The 15,026-nt window shown below is 67.0% G+C and carries 14 protein-coding genes and 1 pseudogene; 2 read left to right on the forward strand and 13 right to left on the reverse strand.

The window, feature by feature from the left end; translation table 11 throughout:
* The 6 genes from dmpG to ACFQZZ_RS02365 are packed head-to-tail and all read right to left on the reverse strand — an operon-like array spanning position 1 to position 6,421.
* Complete coding sequence (dmpG, locus tag ACFQZZ_RS02340) at positions 1-1,050, reverse strand: 4-hydroxy-2-oxovalerate aldolase (RefSeq protein WP_378673106.1); 1,050 nt, start codon at positions 1,048-1,050, stop codon at positions 1-3.
* Entirely contained in the window at positions 1,047-1,991 is a 945-nt protein-coding gene (locus ACFQZZ_RS02345; protein WP_378673108.1) for an acetaldehyde dehydrogenase (acetylating), read from the reverse strand. The genes dmpG and ACFQZZ_RS02345 overlap by 4 nt, the downstream gene beginning before the upstream one ends.
* On the reverse strand, positions 1,988-2,791 hold the full coding sequence (locus tag ACFQZZ_RS02350; RefSeq protein ID WP_378673111.1) for a 2-keto-4-pentenoate hydratase: 804 nt from the start codon (positions 2,789-2,791) through the stop codon (positions 1,988-1,990). The genes ACFQZZ_RS02345 and ACFQZZ_RS02350 overlap by 4 nt, the downstream gene beginning before the upstream one ends.
* Positions 2,788-4,539 (reverse strand): bifunctional 3-(3-hydroxy-phenyl)propionate/3-hydroxycinnamic acid hydroxylase, encoded by a 1,752-nt coding sequence (locus ACFQZZ_RS02355; RefSeq protein WP_378673114.1) that lies wholly within the window; start codon positions 4,537-4,539, stop codon positions 2,788-2,790. Before ACFQZZ_RS02355 ends, ACFQZZ_RS02350 begins: the two co-directional genes overlap by 4 nt.
* On the reverse strand, positions 4,536-5,564 hold the full coding sequence (locus ACFQZZ_RS02360) for a VOC family protein (protein ID WP_378673117.1): 1,029 nt from the start codon (positions 5,562-5,564) through the stop codon (positions 4,536-4,538). Before ACFQZZ_RS02360 ends, ACFQZZ_RS02355 begins: the two co-directional genes overlap by 4 nt.
* Entirely contained in the window at positions 5,561-6,421 is an 861-nt protein-coding gene (locus ACFQZZ_RS02365; RefSeq protein WP_378673246.1) for an alpha/beta fold hydrolase, read from the reverse strand. Before ACFQZZ_RS02365 ends, ACFQZZ_RS02360 begins: the two co-directional genes overlap by 4 nt.
* A gap of 266 nt (positions 6,422-6,687) precedes the next feature.
* On the opposite strand from ACFQZZ_RS02365, the pseudogene ACFQZZ_RS02370 reads away from it, so the two are divergent.
* Positions 6,688-6,810, forward strand: a pseudogene (locus tag ACFQZZ_RS02370) (cutinase); the annotation flags it as partial.
* A gap of 86 nt (positions 6,811-6,896) precedes the next feature.
* Here ACFQZZ_RS02370 and ACFQZZ_RS02375 read toward each other — a convergent pair.
* The 6 genes from ACFQZZ_RS02375 to ACFQZZ_RS02400 form a co-directional block, all read right to left on the reverse strand.
* The gene (locus ACFQZZ_RS02375; RefSeq protein ID WP_378673120.1) at positions 6,897-7,478 is read right to left on the reverse strand and encodes a helix-turn-helix domain-containing protein; all 582 of its coding nucleotides are present in this window, start codon (positions 7,476-7,478) and stop codon (positions 6,897-6,899) included.
* 226 nt (positions 7,479-7,704) lie between these two features.
* Positions 7,705-8,910 carry an NADH:flavin oxidoreductase gene (locus tag ACFQZZ_RS02380; protein WP_378673249.1) on the reverse strand — a complete coding sequence of 402 codons (1,206 nt, stop codon included), beginning with the start codon at positions 8,908-8,910 and terminating at the stop codon, positions 7,705-7,707.
* Positions 8,911-9,073: 163 nt separating this feature from the next.
* Entirely contained in the window at positions 9,074-9,628 is a 555-nt protein-coding gene (locus ACFQZZ_RS02385) for an FAD-dependent oxidoreductase (protein ID WP_378673123.1), read from the reverse strand.
* Positions 9,604-9,975: an FAD-dependent oxidoreductase gene (locus ACFQZZ_RS02390; RefSeq protein WP_378673126.1), complete on the reverse strand. Its 372-nt coding sequence runs from the start codon at positions 9,973-9,975 to the stop codon at positions 9,604-9,606. Before ACFQZZ_RS02390 ends, ACFQZZ_RS02385 begins: the two co-directional genes overlap by 25 nt.
* A gap of 211 nt (positions 9,976-10,186) precedes the next feature.
* Positions 10,187-11,347, reverse strand: a complete 1,161-nt coding sequence (locus ACFQZZ_RS02395; protein ID WP_378673252.1) for a lipase family protein — start codon at positions 11,345-11,347, stop codon at positions 10,187-10,189.
* 458 nt (positions 11,348-11,805) lie between these two features.
* A complete protein-coding gene (locus tag ACFQZZ_RS02400; RefSeq protein WP_378673129.1) occupies positions 11,806-12,489 on the reverse strand; it encodes a cyclase family protein in 684 nt (227 codons plus the stop codon).
* A gap of 372 nt (positions 12,490-12,861) precedes the next feature.
* Here ACFQZZ_RS02400 and ACFQZZ_RS02405 point away from each other — a divergent pair, with 372 nt between their 5' ends.
* Complete coding sequence (locus ACFQZZ_RS02405) at positions 12,862-13,467, forward strand: DNA-binding response regulator (protein WP_378673255.1); 606 nt, start codon at positions 12,862-12,864, stop codon at positions 13,465-13,467.
* Here ACFQZZ_RS02405 and ACFQZZ_RS02410 read toward each other — a convergent pair.
* Positions 13,393-15,012, reverse strand: a complete 1,620-nt coding sequence (locus tag ACFQZZ_RS02410) for a sensor histidine kinase (RefSeq protein ID WP_378673131.1) — start codon at positions 15,010-15,012, stop codon at positions 13,393-13,395. The two genes, ACFQZZ_RS02405 and ACFQZZ_RS02410, sit on opposite strands and share 75 nt — an antisense overlap.
* Positions 15,013-15,026: the final 14 nt, after the last annotated feature.

A 15,026-nucleotide genomic window follows, 5' to 3' on the forward strand; every position in this document is an offset into this window, starting at 1 on the left:
TCACGCGACCCGGTTGCCGACCAGGGACAGCGCGATTTCGACGATCATGTCTTCTTGACCGCCGACGAGCCCGCGGCGTCCCGCCTCGGCCAGCAGCGTTCGGACATCGACTCCGTATGTCGCGGCGGCCTTTTCGGCGTGGCGGAGGAAGCTGGAGTACACCCCGGCGAAGCCGAGGGTCAGCGTCTCCCGATCCACCTGTACCGGCCGGTCCATCAGCGGCCGGATCAGATCGTCGGCGGCATCGGTCAGCGCATCGAGGTCGGCGCGGTGTTTCCAACCGGACAGGTCGGCTACCGCGACGAACGCTTCCAGCGGCGTATTGCCCGCTCCCGCACCGAGACCCGCCAGCGAGGCGTCGACGCGGCGGACGCCCTCCTCGACGGCGACCACACTGTTGGCGACCGCGAGCGAGAGGTTCTGGTGGGCGTGGATGCCGATCTCGGTGGCGGGATCGAGCACGTCCCGATACGCGCGCACCCTATCGCGGACACCGGCCATGGTCAGTCGCCCGCCAGAGTCGGTCACGTAAACACATTGCGCGCCATACGATTCCATGAGCGCGGCCTGACCGGCGAGTCCGTCCGGGGTGTTCATGTGACTCATCATGAGGAAGCCGGACACGTCCATGCCGAGCTCGCAGGCGTAGGCGATGTGCTGGGCCGCGATATCGGCCTCAGTGCAGTGCGTGGCCACCCGCACCGAACGCACACCGAGGTCATAGGCCCGCCGCAGATCGTCGGTGGTCCCGATACCCGGCAACAGCAACGTCGTCAGTCGCGCATTTGTCAGCGCACCCGCGGCGGCTTCGATCCATTTCCAGTCGGTGTGGCTGCCCGGACCATACGTGAGGCTCCCGCCGTGCAGGCCGTCGCCGTGCGCGACCTCGACGGCGTCGACGCCCGCAGCGTCCAACGCGGACGCGACGGCGGCCACGGCAGCGGGTGTGATGCGGTGTCGCAGCGCGTGCATGCCGTCGCGCAGCGTCACGTCCTGGAGAAAGACTTCGGGCCCACCCCTCATCGAATCGCTCTGCGATGCTGTGTTCATTTGACACTCTCCGGGGTTGTGGCGGCGATGCGTTCGGCGACGCGCAGCGCGGCCGAGGTCATGATGTCGAGGTTGCCCGCATAGGCGGGCAGATAATGGGCCGCACCCTCGACCTCGAGGAACACCGAAACCTGGTGTGTGACAACAGCGTCACCGGCCAAGGTGTGCAGCGACCCGTCCGGGGCGACCGGCGTGATCTGGACAGTCTGCTTCAGCCGGTAGCCGGGCACGTAGGCCGCGACTTCCGCGACCATCGCCTCGATCGAATCCCGCACGGCGGCATGGGTACCCGGATCGGAAGCGCCGATCAGAGCCAGCACCGTGTCCCGCATGATCAGCGGAGGCTCGGCGGGATTGAGGACGATGATGGCCCGGCCGCTTGTCGCACCACCGACGGCTTCGATGGCCTGCGAGGTGGTCTCGGTGAATTCGTCGATATTGGCACGGGTTCCGGGACCAGCGGACTTCGAGGCAATCGACGCGACGATCTCGGCGTACGGCACGTCGGTAATCCGGGAGATCGCGGCGACGATAGGGATCGTCGCCTGGCCCCCGCAGGTCACCATGTTCACATTCGGGGCCGCCAAGTGCTGATCGAGATTAACCGCGGGCACGACGAACGGGCCGATCGCGGCCGGGGTCAGGTCGATCAAGCGTTTTCCGTACGGCTCGAGGGCGGCCGCATTGGCCTGGTGCGCACCCGCGGAGGTGGCGTCGAAGATGATGTCGATCTCGTCGAAGTGCGCCATGGCGATGAGTCCGGTGACACCGCGCGCGGTGGTCGGCACGCCCAGGCGATCGGCGCGTGCCAGTCCGTCGGAGGCCGGATCGATGCCGACCATGGCGGCCATCTCGAGGGTGTCGGACAGCCGTAGAACCTTGATCATCAGGTCAGTGCCGATATTGCCGGAGCCGATGACGGCCACCTTGGTGCGGCTCATGATTCCTCCCATCTGAAGTCGACGGCGCCGAGTGTCGTCGCACCGCTGAAGAGTTCGGATCGGACGTGGGCACCGGGGCGCAGCGCCGCCATCGGTCCGAGCGCGCCGGACAGGATGATCTCGCCGGCCCGCAGTGGCGCGCCGAAGTCGCGGGCGGTGCGGGCCAGCCACGCCAGGGCGTTGAGCGGGTCCCCCAGACACGCAGAACCCGTTCCAGTGGAGACGATTTCGCCGTCGATCGTCATATTCATCGCGATCTCCCGCGGTTCGAAGTCCGTCAGCGAAAGTCGCTGCGATCCGAGTACGAACCATCCACTCGAGGCGTTGTCCGCGACGGTGTCGGCGAAACTGATATCCCAATCGGCGATGCGGCTGTCGACGATCTCGAGCGCGGCGACCGCATACTCGACCGCGCCGCGCACACTGACCCCGTCCAGTCGGTGGTCGTCGAGGTCGGCCCCCAGTACGAAGGCCAGCTCCGCTTCCACCTTGGGCTGCAGCAGTCGAGGGCGCTGTGCCACCGGTGTTCGGGCAACGTGCATGGTGTCGAACAGGACGCCGAAGTCGGGCTGGTTCACGCCCAACTGCTGCTGCACGGCCGGCGAGGTGAGCCCGATCTTGCGGCCGACGAGGCGGTCGCCCGCGGCGATCCGTTCGTGAATGCCGATGCTCTGCACCGCATACGCCAGTTCGACATCGGCGGAGCCGATCAGGTCGCGGACCGGGGGAACCGGGACGCCGAACGCGGTGGCCGCGGCCAGGCGAACGGCGGCGGCCTCGATATCCTGCCTCGAAGTCATCGTGCCTCCTCGAAGTGCAGTCCCCGCACCGGCTCGGATCGGGTCGGCGCACCCGCTGCGGTCGCGCGGTGGATGGTGGAGCCGGTGACCTGCCGGAACAATTCGGCGGTCAGCGCGCCCTCGTGACCGGCCGCGGCCGTGCCGAAGACGTACCGGTCCGGACGCACCAGGATGATTCCGCCTTTGCCGACACCGGCTTTGGCGAACCAGCGGCTCAGCGCGCCGGTGTGGTCTTCCACGTCGATGTAGTTCTCGCCGGTGGAGCGCCCTTCGCCGGGCTTACCCTGCGGCCGCCCGCCGAGGGGATAGACGGTGACGAATCCGGCCCCCAGTGATTCCAGCGCGGACCGATCGTCGGCGACGAGCGCGGCACGCGGGTCGACGCCGTAGCCGATCACCGAAAACCCGAGGCCGAGAACCTCATCGAAGCGGCGGTGGCATCCGTCGTAGGTGCGCACATCCGGTTGCGGCGAGAGCGTTCCTTCGACGCCGCGCAGTCCGCGACGGGGCAGCCCGAGATAAGCGCCGCGCCGGAACCGTGGTGACGGCTTCATCTTCGCGCCCCGGATCCACCCGCCCAGTCCAGGCATCCGCAGCGCGGTCGTCAGTGCGATATCGCGGGCCGCGGCCACCAGCTTGTTGTCGACCGAGACCAGACTCTTGTTCAGCACCGACAGGTCGATCATCGCCTTGGCATGTGGGCGGCGCTCCGATTCGTAGCTGTCCAGAATCGGCAGTGCCGCACTGTGTTTCACGATTGCGGCGAGTTTCCAGGACAGGTTGTCAGCATCCCGCACACCGGAGTTCATACCTTGGCCGATGAACTGCGGGGTCATATGCGCGGCATCGCCCGCGATCAGGATCCGCCCGTCACGCCACCGGTCGGCGACCACGGCGTTGAAGGTGTAGACCAGCTTGCGCAGCACCTCGACCTCGTTCGGGTCGACGAAGCGAGAAATGCAGCGGCCCACGGTGTCCGGATCCTCCATCTGCTCTTTGGTCTGGTCGTCGCTGAGCATGAACTCGAAGCGGTGATGCCGGCCGGGCTGCGGACAGGACACGATCGGCAGCGCGGGATCGCAGACGAAGTCGAAGTACGGCAGATGCCGGAACGCGTCCACACCGTCGCGGGCCTTCAGGTCGACCACCAGCCAGCGTTCCGGAAAACTGGTGCCGGACATGTCGATGCCGAGCGTGGTGCGCACCACACTGCGGCCGCCGTCACAGCCGACCAGGAACTTCGCCAGCACCCGCGCGGCGGTCCGCGGATCGGTGTCGGGGGCGTGTTTGCCGTATCCGGTGCCGCGGCATTCGACGTGCTCGATGCTGACACCCGTCGCGTCCTGGTCGAAGCCGGTCACCTCCCGGCCACGCCGGACCGTGACATGCGGATAACGGCCGAGCGCGCGTTCGAGGGCGTTCTCCAGATAGGGCTGGTAGAGGAAGTTCACCACCGGCCAGCCCAGCGGCCGGTCGGTTTGATGGAACTGCGCCAGGACCCGGCCGTCGCCCCGCACCCATTGCACAGTCGAATCGATGTTCATGTCGGCCGCGAGTTCGTCTGCCGCACCAGCGGTTTGGAAGATGCGCATGCCCTCGTCGTCGGTATACACCGCGCGCGCCAGCCCGTAGAATTCGGGCTCACGTTCCAGCACCAGCACGCTCACCCCGCGCCGGCCCAGTAGATTGGCCAGCGTCAGGCCGGTCGGGCCGAGACCGACGACCACCACGTCGTAGTCGGTATTCATCGGATGAGTCCTCCCGCCAGTTCGGGAACAGTGATTTCGGGTGTGCCCGCGCTCCGCAGCGCCTGCCGGAACTGGGCGAATTTGTCCAGCACGGTTTCGCCCACCGTGGTGTGGCCCCAGATGCTGATGCCCTGGTACGTGGTCGGCTCCCAGGTGGATTCGAGCTCGGGGCCGATCACGATCGGATTCCAGCCGACCTCCAGTTCGAAGCCGGACGGGGTGACGCAGTAGTAGGACAGTTCGCGATCGTTGGTGTGCTGCCCGACCGACCATTGCATGCGGAACCCGAGCTCGGTGACCCGCTGGAAGGAGGCGAGCATGTCGTCCAGCGTCTCGGATTGAATATTTATGTGCTGCACCGAAGTTCGGATCGGATCGATCTTGACGCCGCGGAGACCGGCGATGGCGATCGAGTGATGCCGTTCATTGACCCGCAGGAAGCGGATCTTCATCTTCAGCCCGGAGATGTTCTCGTCGATGTAATCGCTCAGCCGGGAATCGAAGACCGTGTGGAAGTACCCGCGCGTCGTCTCCGGCTCCCGCGACAGGATCGCCACGTGACCCAGCCCGGCCTCGCCGGTCACCCAGCCGGAACTCTGCATACGCAGTGGCTCGGGCGTCGTCACCGGTACCGTGAAAATCTCCTGCGCAATGCCTTTCGGCCCGGCGAAACGCCACAGCCGCTGCACGCCCCGCAGGGCCGCCTCCTCGGGAGTGCCTTCGATGACCGGCACATCGCGCGCGGTGACCCGGGCGATGATCCGGTCGAAGGCCTCGTGGTCATCGACCTGCCAGCCCAGCGCGATGACATCCTCGGCCGAGCCACGCCGGATCAGGAAGCGACAGGCGCGGTCGTCCAGACGGAAGCGCACAGTGTTGCTGTCGAGTTCGTCGACGTGCAGGCCGATCGCGTCAACTCCGAAACGCCGCCAGTCGGTCAGCCGATTCGATTGCACGACAACGTATCCCAGATGGACCGCACCGAACACCGAGCCGTCGCCGATCGGGCGCAGAAGCTCGGTCACGACTTCGCCTCCAGAAACGCGGTGGCCAGCGCGTTGAACAACTCGGCGCGCTCCCACTGCACCCAGTGGCCGACGTTGGCCGCCATGTACAGGTCGCAGTTGGGCATGGCGCCGGCGAGCATGCGCCCACCGGCGGGCCGGTTGACCTTGTCGTCGGTCCCCCAGATCACCAGGGCCGGGTGGGTGACCGCGCGCAGTCGCCGGTCGCGGGTGAAGTCCATCCGCCACAGCGTGCGCAGCGCCAGCGGGCCCGAGGGGCGGCGCAGCGGTGGGTTCGCGACCACCTCCGGGTCGAGGCTGGCCTGGTAGCGCGTCTCGATCAGCTCGTCGGGCACCGCGCTGCCGTCGTACACCAGGTACTCGCGTATGAAGCGGACGATCTTCTCCCGGCTCGGGCCGCTGCCGGTGTAGTAGTTGAGTAGTTCCCGCAACCCCGGGGTGGGCAGCGCCCGCGTGGTTCCCACCCCGCCTGGGCCCATGAGGATCAGCCGGTTCACCTTGTCGGGCCGATCCATGGCCAGCCGCAGCGCGGCCGCGCCGCCATAGGAGTTGCCGATCAAATGCGCTGCGGCGATACCGAGTTCGTCCAGCAGCCCGCCGGTCGCCCGCGCCAGATCACCGAACGGATCCGACCGGTCGACCCACTTCGACGACCGCCCGTAGCCTGGCATATCCGGCACGATCACCCGGAACCGCTGCGCCAACTCCTCGATATTGCGCGAGTAGTTCGACACCCCGGATGCGCCGGGCCCACCACCGTGCAGCAGCACCAGCGCCGGACCGGACCCCGCCTCCACGAAGAAGATTTCACGCTGGCCGACCCGGATCGTCCGACCGGTGCCGACACCCTTGTCGATGCTTGTCACAGCTACCTCCACAACCGTAATTGATTAAATCATCAGTTACGATGGATGCATCTGTCAAGAGATACTTGATGAAATCATCACAATCATGTCCGATCGGCCATCTCCGTGCCCGCATGAGCTTCGAGCAGGGACGGCAACCCTTGACGGGCCGTAGCGGCACACACCCTTGCAGAATCGAACGGATGGAGTGAGCACAATGCGATTGACGAAGCTCGTCGCGGCAGCGTCCGCCGCGACACTGTCAGGGTTGTCATCCCGTTCAGAACGCGCGCGCGATAGTCAGCGCTTTGGCGCCGCGGTGCGGCACCACCCCGATCGCGCTCGTCGGCTACAGCCAAGGCTCGGACACTGCCGGTGACCTCACCGCCGAAATCGGTACCGATGACTGTTTCTGAGCCGCGTTGCGGCACTGTAGGGCCCATGCCGTACAGGTCCAGGCGACCGCCATATAGGCGATGACCAGCGCCTACCTGGTGCGGCCTCCGACCGGTGTTGTCAACCCGGCAATCACGAATTCCCGGAGCGACTCGACCGCCTGCTCCGACATGTCTCGCTCCTCGGTTTCGACTCGCCCGAATCGCGTGATGATCAGGTCGAATGCCAGCATCCACCGCCGCCGGCTCTCCTGCTTGCTCAGTTCCGGGAGCAGGCCGGTCCACGAATCCAATTGGAACCACGGCTGATGCCATGCGGTTGTACGCCGTCCGAAGACGAACTGAGCCAACAGCCGCAGATGCAACCGACCGACAGGGTCGGCGGCCAATTCCGTGAACGGTTCGATCACGGCATCGACGACCGCGGGAACCGCCGCGCGCTCAGCGGTCACCGTTGCCAGTCGATCAGCCCACAGCGGTCCGAGACGGACTTCGAGCAACGCCGCGACCAGCGCGTCCTTCGACCCGAAGTGATAATGCACAGCGGCCGCGTTCGCCCCGGCCTCGGAGCAGATCCCACGCACCGAGACCTCGTCGTACGGCCGAGTCAGCAACAACCGCTCAGCGGCCGCCAGAAGACGTTCACGAGTGTCGGTGGAGATCTTGTCTGCCATAGCCTCAGTGAAACATGCATCCAACAACGATTCAATCATTGATAGAGAACATCGAACAGTGAGACCGAGTGACGTCGAGGTGGACGTAGGCGGCACCATTCCCGGGTGCACGGAGTCGACGCGAATGGTGTGCCGCGCGAGCTCCAAGGCCACCGATTCGGTCAGACCTCGGGGCGAACTCGGTCGCGGTGTAGCCGTGCACAGCCGGTGCCCGCGACCCGGCCGCTCACCCCTGCACTGCTTCCGGGTCCGCGGTGGCATCGAGCCGCTGATCGAGCCGGAATACGCAGCGTGTCCCGGTGTAGATCGTGGGCATGCACTCATTGCAGTGGGTACACGCCGACTGGGCGCCGGGGTCGGTGTGGATGCGCTGCAACAAATTCGGCTCCCTGAGCAGGGCGCGTCCCATAGCGACGAAGTCGAACCCCTCCCCCATCGCTTGCCGCATCGTGTCCAAATTAGTGATGCCGCCCAACAGAACCAGCGGCATCGACAGCTCACGCCGGAACTGGCGCGCCCGCTCGAGCAGATACGCCTCCCGATACGGATACTCCTTCAAGAACGCCTTGCCGACGAGCCGGAACCCCCATCGCGCCGGAACGGGAAGCACTTTCGCGAACTCCCTGCGTGGGGCATCGCCGTGGAACAGCAGCATCGGGTTGAGCAATGAACTGCCCGCGGTCAGCTCCAGTGCGTCCAGCGCGCCGTCGGCCTCCAGCCACGCCGCCACCTGGAGCGAATCCGGCAGCGTGAGCCCGCCGGATACGCCGTCTTCCATATTCAGTTTCGCGATCACCGCAAGCCGATCGCCCACGGCTTCCCGGACAGCACGGGCGATCTCGCGCGCCAGCCGCGCGCGATGGGCCGGTGAACCGCCGTAGCGATCCTTGCGCCGATTCAGCTTCGGGCTCAGGAACGAGCTCACCAGATAGTTGTGACCGAAATGGATTTCCACCGCGTCGAATCCGGACTCCGCGGCGAGCCGCGCGGCATTCGCGTGCGCGGCAACGATCTCGCTGATCTCGGTGACGTCGGGTACCTTCATCGGACGCATGCCGAGCGGACTGAACATCCGGCTCGGTGCGAGTGCGGGAGCACCGTTGGAGGCCGCATTGGCCACCGGGCCGGCATGCCCGATCTGTGCGCTCGCCGCCGCACCCTCCGCATGCACGGCGTCGGTCAACGTCCGCAGACCGGCGACGGCCTCTGGACGCATCCAGATCTGATGCCGATCGGTACGACCACCCGGCGCGACAGCGCAATACGCGACCGTCGTCATCCCCACCCCGCCCGCGGCCGTCTCCCGATGAAACTGGATGAGCTCATCGGTCACCAGCGCGTCCGGTGTCCGGCCCTCGAACGTCGCCGCTTTGATCACCCTGTTGCGCAGTGTGATCGGGCCAAGCGCGGCCGGCGCGAAAACATCGGTCACTTCTTCACTCCTCTCGACGCCGAGACCAACGTCTTCTTCGACGCCTGCGACCTCGTCGGTCACTCCACGAGTCAAGCACGATTCAAACGTCGTTTCAATCATTGATTGAAATGTGGCCCTCGACGAGGGTGCAGTCGGTGACCGACGGCTCCTGTGGTGTTCGTCAGAAGCTGGAGACGCCCGCGCGGGCGGTGGAGAACGCGCTGTGGGTCCCCATTTCCTTGAGCGCGACCGCGCTGCGTCCAGCGAGGTAGGCCCGCCGGACGCTGTCGTCGGCATGGGTGAATTGGGTTACTGCGTCCTTGCGTCCGAGGGACAGACCACGGTTCCAGTAGGGGAACGAGTGCGGTTTGGGTTTGCGGCCTTTCAGCAGGCGGGCGAAGTTGTCGGCCGCGTGAATGGCTTGCGGTAGCGCGGTGTAGCAGGCGAAACGAGCGCCGGGCACGGCGGCGCAGTCGCCCACCGCAAAGATCCGCTCGTCACTGACGCTGCACAAGAACTCATCGACAACCGCGCGACCGCGCGAATCGACCTCGAGACCGCTGCGCGCCGCGAGGTCGGGAACGTCCGCCACGATCGCCCACAGGGTCAGATCGGAGGCCATCTCCCGCCCCGACCGCACGCGCACGGCACCGCCGAATTGCCCTGCGCCAGAGCCGATCTCTGTAACCGCGTCGTCGACGATCTCGACCGTCAGCCGCTCCAGTCCGGCGCGCAACCGCCGGTATGCCCATCCGAAAGGCCCCCGGCCACAGCGGAACCAACCAACCGCACCCGCAAATCCGGCCTGGCCTCGGCGATCTCGGCTGCCGTCTCGATGCCCGTCGCGCCGCCCCCGATGACCGTGACCTGCCTGCCCGCCGAAAGCGCCGCCAACGCCGCGCGAGCTTGCTGCGCGCCTTCCCACATGCCCACCGGGACCGTCCCCGGCATCGGCACCACCGTGCTGCCCACGGCCAGGAAGGCGTAGTCGAAGTCGATTCTTTCGCCGTCGGTGAGGGCGACGGTGCCGTTGCCGATCTTGTCGACGGTGCCGACCCGTGCTGTGATCTCCGCACGGAGCATGTCCGTCAGAGGTGTTGCGGCCGAATATCGCGAGACCCATCTGCACCGTTGAGTCCGAGCTCCTCGACTTACGAACTCTTCCCAGTCCAGGTCGCCCGAGGTTTTTGGCGTGGGCGCGGCGTTGATAGCCAACCGAGAGGGCCGATTGCCGACCACGCCACCAACGCCGCGCTCACACCAAGCCACTACCAGCGACGATCCCCGTCAGATCTCAGCAGGTGACGGGCGCAGGCTCTCCGCGAACCCGGGCGTTGAGCCACCCCAGTACCGCGGGGGAGCCCTCTACCGCCGCGGATAAATGCTCGGGCGCGGACACCTGCATCGTCTGCAACCGCACCCCGGCCTCGCACCAGTGGCGGTCGGTGTTGTTGATGGCGTCGACCGGAATCAGCGGGTCGCTCGGCGAATGCCATTCGAACATCGGTATTTCCGGCACCCCGGCGTAGAGTTCCAGACTGTTCTCCTCCACCACCGACCGGGCCTCGGGACTCTCGAAAATCGAGGTGCTGGTGAGGTAATCGCGAGCGCTGCCGTTGGCGCCCATGGCGAGGATACTGTTGGTGCAGCTGTTGGCGATGGCGTCACGGGCCGCGAAGCCACGCGGGTTGAGATACGAGCTGATCGGCACCCGGTCGGGGTACTCCCGCTCCAGACCCATTGCCGTTGCCATGGCCAGCCCGAAGGCCGGGTGCGGGTCGAGGCCCAGCGCCTGCGCCATCGTCACCAGGTTCGCCGGGACGCCGCCGATGGCCGCGCCCGCGAGCCGCAGCTCAGGTGCGTACGACGGCTGCAGCGCTGCCGCCCATCCGGTGGCCAGGCCGCCACCGGAGTAGCCGGCCATCACCGCTGGGCTGTGCCGCATGGCGAGCTCGGGCAGCCGCTTCACCGCCCGGATGCCATCCAATACGATCTGGCCACCCAAACGCCCGGCTCCGAGGGCGAACTGCGGTCCGAGATGATCCGGCAGCGCGACACTCCAACCCTGCTGCAGCACCACGTTCAGAATCGGCGTCGTCGCCGTCAGATTCAGATCGCTGTTGTACAGCGTGTGCGATACCGCGCAGCCGGTGCCGAGCGCATTGATGAAATGCTGATACGACAGCAACGGCCCGTCGGGCCGATGACCGGCCGGGGTGAGGACCGTGGTGGTCGCCGCGATCGGCGCACCGTGCGAGTCGGTGGACCGGAACTTGACCAGTCTGACGGTGGCGGTGGGGAAGAGAGGCAATGGCGGCATTCCCCGCACGTCGAGCACGTCACCGGGTCGGTGCGCTGCCAGATCCGCCGGTGCGGCATAGAACGGGTCCGGATCGGGCCGCGGATACAGCGGTTCCGCGGTTGCCGGCGTCGCAAGCAGCAGCGCGAGTGCCACACCGCCGAATGCGCCGAAGACATGGGCCCAACCGCTGCGCCTGCTGCCGAAGGAAAGAAGGAACGGACGAGTCAAGACCTTGACCTCCACGAGTTGTGCGTGGCATTCGTCGACCAGCCAGGCTGAATTCTGGCGCCACTGCTGGCAAACCTCCAGCGACACGCCGAAGAGAGAGCCGAATATGTCGAAAAATGACACTGCGCGTCCGATGTGGTCCCCGACCGGTGGCACTGTCGTCGAGCCTTTCAGAGCAGCACGGCAGATATGCCACGCCGAGACGACCCGGAACTCGACAGCCTGATACTTCGGCGACTCCCCCACCGCCGATCCGCACCTGCTGCGTCCGACACGCTGGGAAACAACATCGTTTCTTGCTCACAACTCGGCGAAACTCTCACTCTCCGAACACAACTCGGTGAACAGCATCGAAACCCGGCGGGTTTCGGCTTCGCGGGACATCAGTTCGTCGCGGGCCTGACGACGCCGCCGTCATCGGTCCAAGCGACAACGCGCAGCGGAAACGAGCCCATCCCGCGCACTGGCGCTGGAAGTGCGACCAGCCTGGCACCGGTGTCGGGGACCGCGTCCAGGTTCGTCATATGCTCGATGATCGGGATTCCCGCGCCGAGCAGACTGTGGTGGCACGGCCGGGTCGGCAGGGACGTATCGTCGATGTCGAGCGAGTCGATTCCGACCAGCGCCACGTTGGCGGCGACCAGCGCATCCGCGACCTCGCCGACCAGGAACGGATGCCCGGGGCCCCGGTACGCGGACGAACCCCACCGGGCCGACCATCCAGTGTGCACGAGCACCGCCTTGCCCCATAGCCGCGCCGGGTCGCCGAGCACATCCGGTCCCACCACGCGGATCCCCGCCACGCGGATCATCACGATCGACACGTTGAAAAGCCGTTCCAGCGGCAGCTCGGCAATATCCGCGCCATCGGCGTGGAAATGGAAGGGCGCGTCGATATAGGTCCCGGTGTTGCCGACCATATCCACGCGCGCGATGTCGTAGGTCATGTCGATCAGCGGCGACTGCTCGCGCGAAATATCGGTGGTGACGCGCGGTCCAGGCAGGTTCGGATAGGTGAGCATGCCGTCCGAGATCGGATGGGACAGCTCCCACATCGCCTTGCTCATGCTGAAGACCGTACCGGCCGATCCCGAACTCGCACGCCCAACACCGATGCTGGCGAATGCATTGACGGACAACCGATCAGCGACATGAGCATGCGTTCGATTCGAATCGTCGAGGTGATGAAAAATAGCGTGTCACGTGAGTTGTGCCCATGTGGTCGCTACTTGACGATCGATGAGTGGAGCCCATTGCTCACAGGTGACCACATGACGCTGTACGCCGGATAGCCCTGGGCTTTCGGCCAGCTCCGCGCAGCGGGAGGTCTCGCGTAGATTTCCCGCTATGGCGACTCTGGGGATCGGGCCGATACGTGGCGGGCGATCGGCCGTGACGACATGGGCGCGGACGAGGTCGGTCAGTGGCTCGGCCGGCCGATGATTCGGGTGCTGGTCGCGGAGGACATGCGAATTCTCCGTGAGGCGCTGGTCGGGTTGCTGGCGCTGGAGCACGACATCGAGGTCGTCGCCGAGCTCGGCTCGGGCGGGGAGATATTGGCCGCCGGGCTGCGGACCATGCCCGACGTCGCGGTCCTCGACATCGAGCTGCCCGGGCTGGACGGGCTGTCCGCGGCGGCCGAGCTGCGGGAACGGTTACCCGATTGCCGGACGCTGATCTTGACCGGGTTCGGCAGGCCTGGCAATCTCCGTCGGGCGGTGGCGGCCGGTGTTGCCGGTTTCATGTTGAAAGATTCCCGACCGGCGGACCTGGTCGCGGCGGTCCGGACGATCGCGGCGGGCGGCCGGGTGATCGATCCGCAGCTCGCCTACGCGGCGTTGGACGCCCCGGCCGGCCCGTTGACGGACCGCGAGCTGGACGTGCTCCGGCTGACCGCCGCCGGTTGCGAGCCAAGGGAGGCGGCCTCGCAGCTCCAGCTGTCCTACGGCACGGTGCGCAACTATCTCGCGTCAGCCGTGACCAAGCTGAACGCCCGCAACCGGGTGGACGCGATCCGGATCGCCACGGACGCCGGCTGGCTCTGAGCCGGCCACTGTCGGCACTTCGACGTGCACGGTGAACCAGTCGACCGACCGGTGCACGTCGAGTCGGCCGCCGACCTCGGCGACCCGGCGGGTCAGGTTGTCCAGTCCGTCGCCGGTCCGGCGCGAGCCACTGGCCTGCCCCACCGATCCACACAGGTCCGCACCTGAGCCGTCGTTGGCCACCGAGAGCCGCACGACCGGCCCCGCGACGCTCGCCGAGATCAGGCAACTGGTGGCCCGCGCGTGCCGGACCACGTTGGTCACCGCTTCCCGGAGCACGACCGCGAACAGTGCGTCGGCGGCGGCCGGCAGGACCGGCAGTTGCACGCGGACGTCGATCCCGGCGGCGGCGAGCACGGCCCGGGCTGTTGCCGCCTCCTGCGCCGCGGACAGTGGGACGGGGTCGCCGACGATGGCCTTGACGTCGGCCATGGCCTGTTCGGCCAGGGCCCGGAGGCCGGCGAACTCGGCGCTGGTCCGGTCGGGCACGACGCCGATCAGCCGGTCGGCGAGTTCGCCTTTCATCACGATCGCGGACAACCGAAAGCCGAGCAGGTCATGCAGGTCGCGGGCGACCCGGAGTCGTTCGGCGAGCACCGCCATCCGGGCCAGGTCCTGCCGGGCCTGGTCGAGCTCGTAGGCTGCCTCGGGCAGCCGGGTCAGCGCGTAGGCCATCAACGCGAGGCCCGCTACGGCGGCGACAAACCCGCCGATGAACGCGGAGGGAACCCAGAACGCGGCGCTGCAGGCGATCACGACCGCCGAGATCAGCCACGAATAGCGGGGGCGAATCAGGAACAGGATGTTGCCGACGAACAGGCAGACGTAGACGATCGCGGATGCCCCGACGGCCGCCACCGCCCCGCAGATCAACAACGCCTGGAGGGTCAGGGTCCACGGCCAGGCGGGCGGTCGGACTCCCGGCCGGGGCAGGCCGTGGTAGAGCTGGATCCCGCTGGCCAGCAACAGCGCGATGCCGACCGGAACCAGTACCACGGGGCTTGTCACGGTGCCGTACCACAACTGGCGCAGCACTGTTGTGCCGATCAAGTCGATCTCCAGGACCACCAGCGCCCACCAGGCCAGCCGCGGCATGGCTGCCAGCGGAGTCAGGGTTGCGGCGGGCGTGGCGGTTAGCCGGATGTCCAGCCGGCCGGGGCCGGTGGTCAGCTCCCCGCCCGCGCCGGCCACCTCGGCGGCCAAGCCGGTCACAACCGGTGGTGAACTGTCTCCTTCGATGCGGAGTCGAGCGGCGGCGACGCTGATTCGGACCTCGCGGGGCGCCTGCTCTGTAGTCCAGGTGAGGACTGTTGCCCGCAGCGCCCTGGCCAGCAGTTCGTCCACCGGCGCAGGCAGCGCGGCGCCATCGGAGCGGATAAGGGCGGTGATTCCGAGAGCTTCGAGTACCGCACCGGTCGCCGCGAGTTCCCCGGTCAGGCTGCGCCGCCCGTGGTCGGCGGCCACGGCGCGGACCGTCGCCAGTGCGTCGCGGGCGGTGTGCACGGCGGCGGCAAGTTCGGCGCGCGGGTCGGGGGCGGCCCGCATCCGGTCGAAAACGC

The organism is Nocardia sp. GCM10030253, assembly GCF_042675075.1.
In the GTDB taxonomy this organism is placed as follows: Bacteria; Actinomycetota; Actinomycetes; order Mycobacteriales; family Mycobacteriaceae; genus Nocardia.

Bases quoted from the DNA above. Each gene is read 5' to 3' on its own strand.
- ACFQZZ_RS02390 (WP_378673126.1), bottom strand. From the start codon at position 9,975: ATGCTCCGTGCGGAGATCACAGCACGGGTCGGCACCGTCGACAAGATC.
- ACFQZZ_RS02355 (WP_378673114.1), bottom strand. From the start codon at position 4,539: ATGAATACCGACTACGACGTGGTGGTCGTCGGTCTCGGCCCGACCGGC.
- ACFQZZ_RS02375 (WP_378673120.1), bottom strand. From the start codon at position 7,478: ATGGCAGACAAGATCTCCACCGACACTCGTGAACGTCTTCTGGCGGCC.
- ACFQZZ_RS02350 (WP_378673111.1), bottom strand. From the start codon at position 2,791: ATGACTTCGAGGCAGGATATCGAGGCCGCCGCCGTTCGCCTGGCCGCG.
- ACFQZZ_RS02410 (WP_378673131.1), bottom strand. From the start codon at position 15,012: ATGCGGGCCGCCCCCGACCCGCGCGCCGAACTTGCCGCCGCCGTGCAC.
- ACFQZZ_RS02345 (WP_378673108.1), bottom strand. From the start codon at position 1,991: ATGAGCCGCACCAAGGTGGCCGTCATCGGCTCCGGCAATATCGGCACT.
- ACFQZZ_RS02400 (WP_378673129.1), bottom strand. From the start codon at position 12,489: ATGAGCAAGGCGATGTGGGAGCTGTCCCATCCGATCTCGGACGGCATG.
- dmpG (WP_378673106.1), bottom strand. From the start codon at position 1,050: ATGAACACAGCATCGCAGAGCGATTCGATGAGGGGTGGGCCCGAAGTC.
- ACFQZZ_RS02405 (WP_378673255.1), top strand. From the start codon at position 12,862: ATGATTCGGGTGCTGGTCGCGGAGGACATGCGAATTCTCCGTGAGGCG.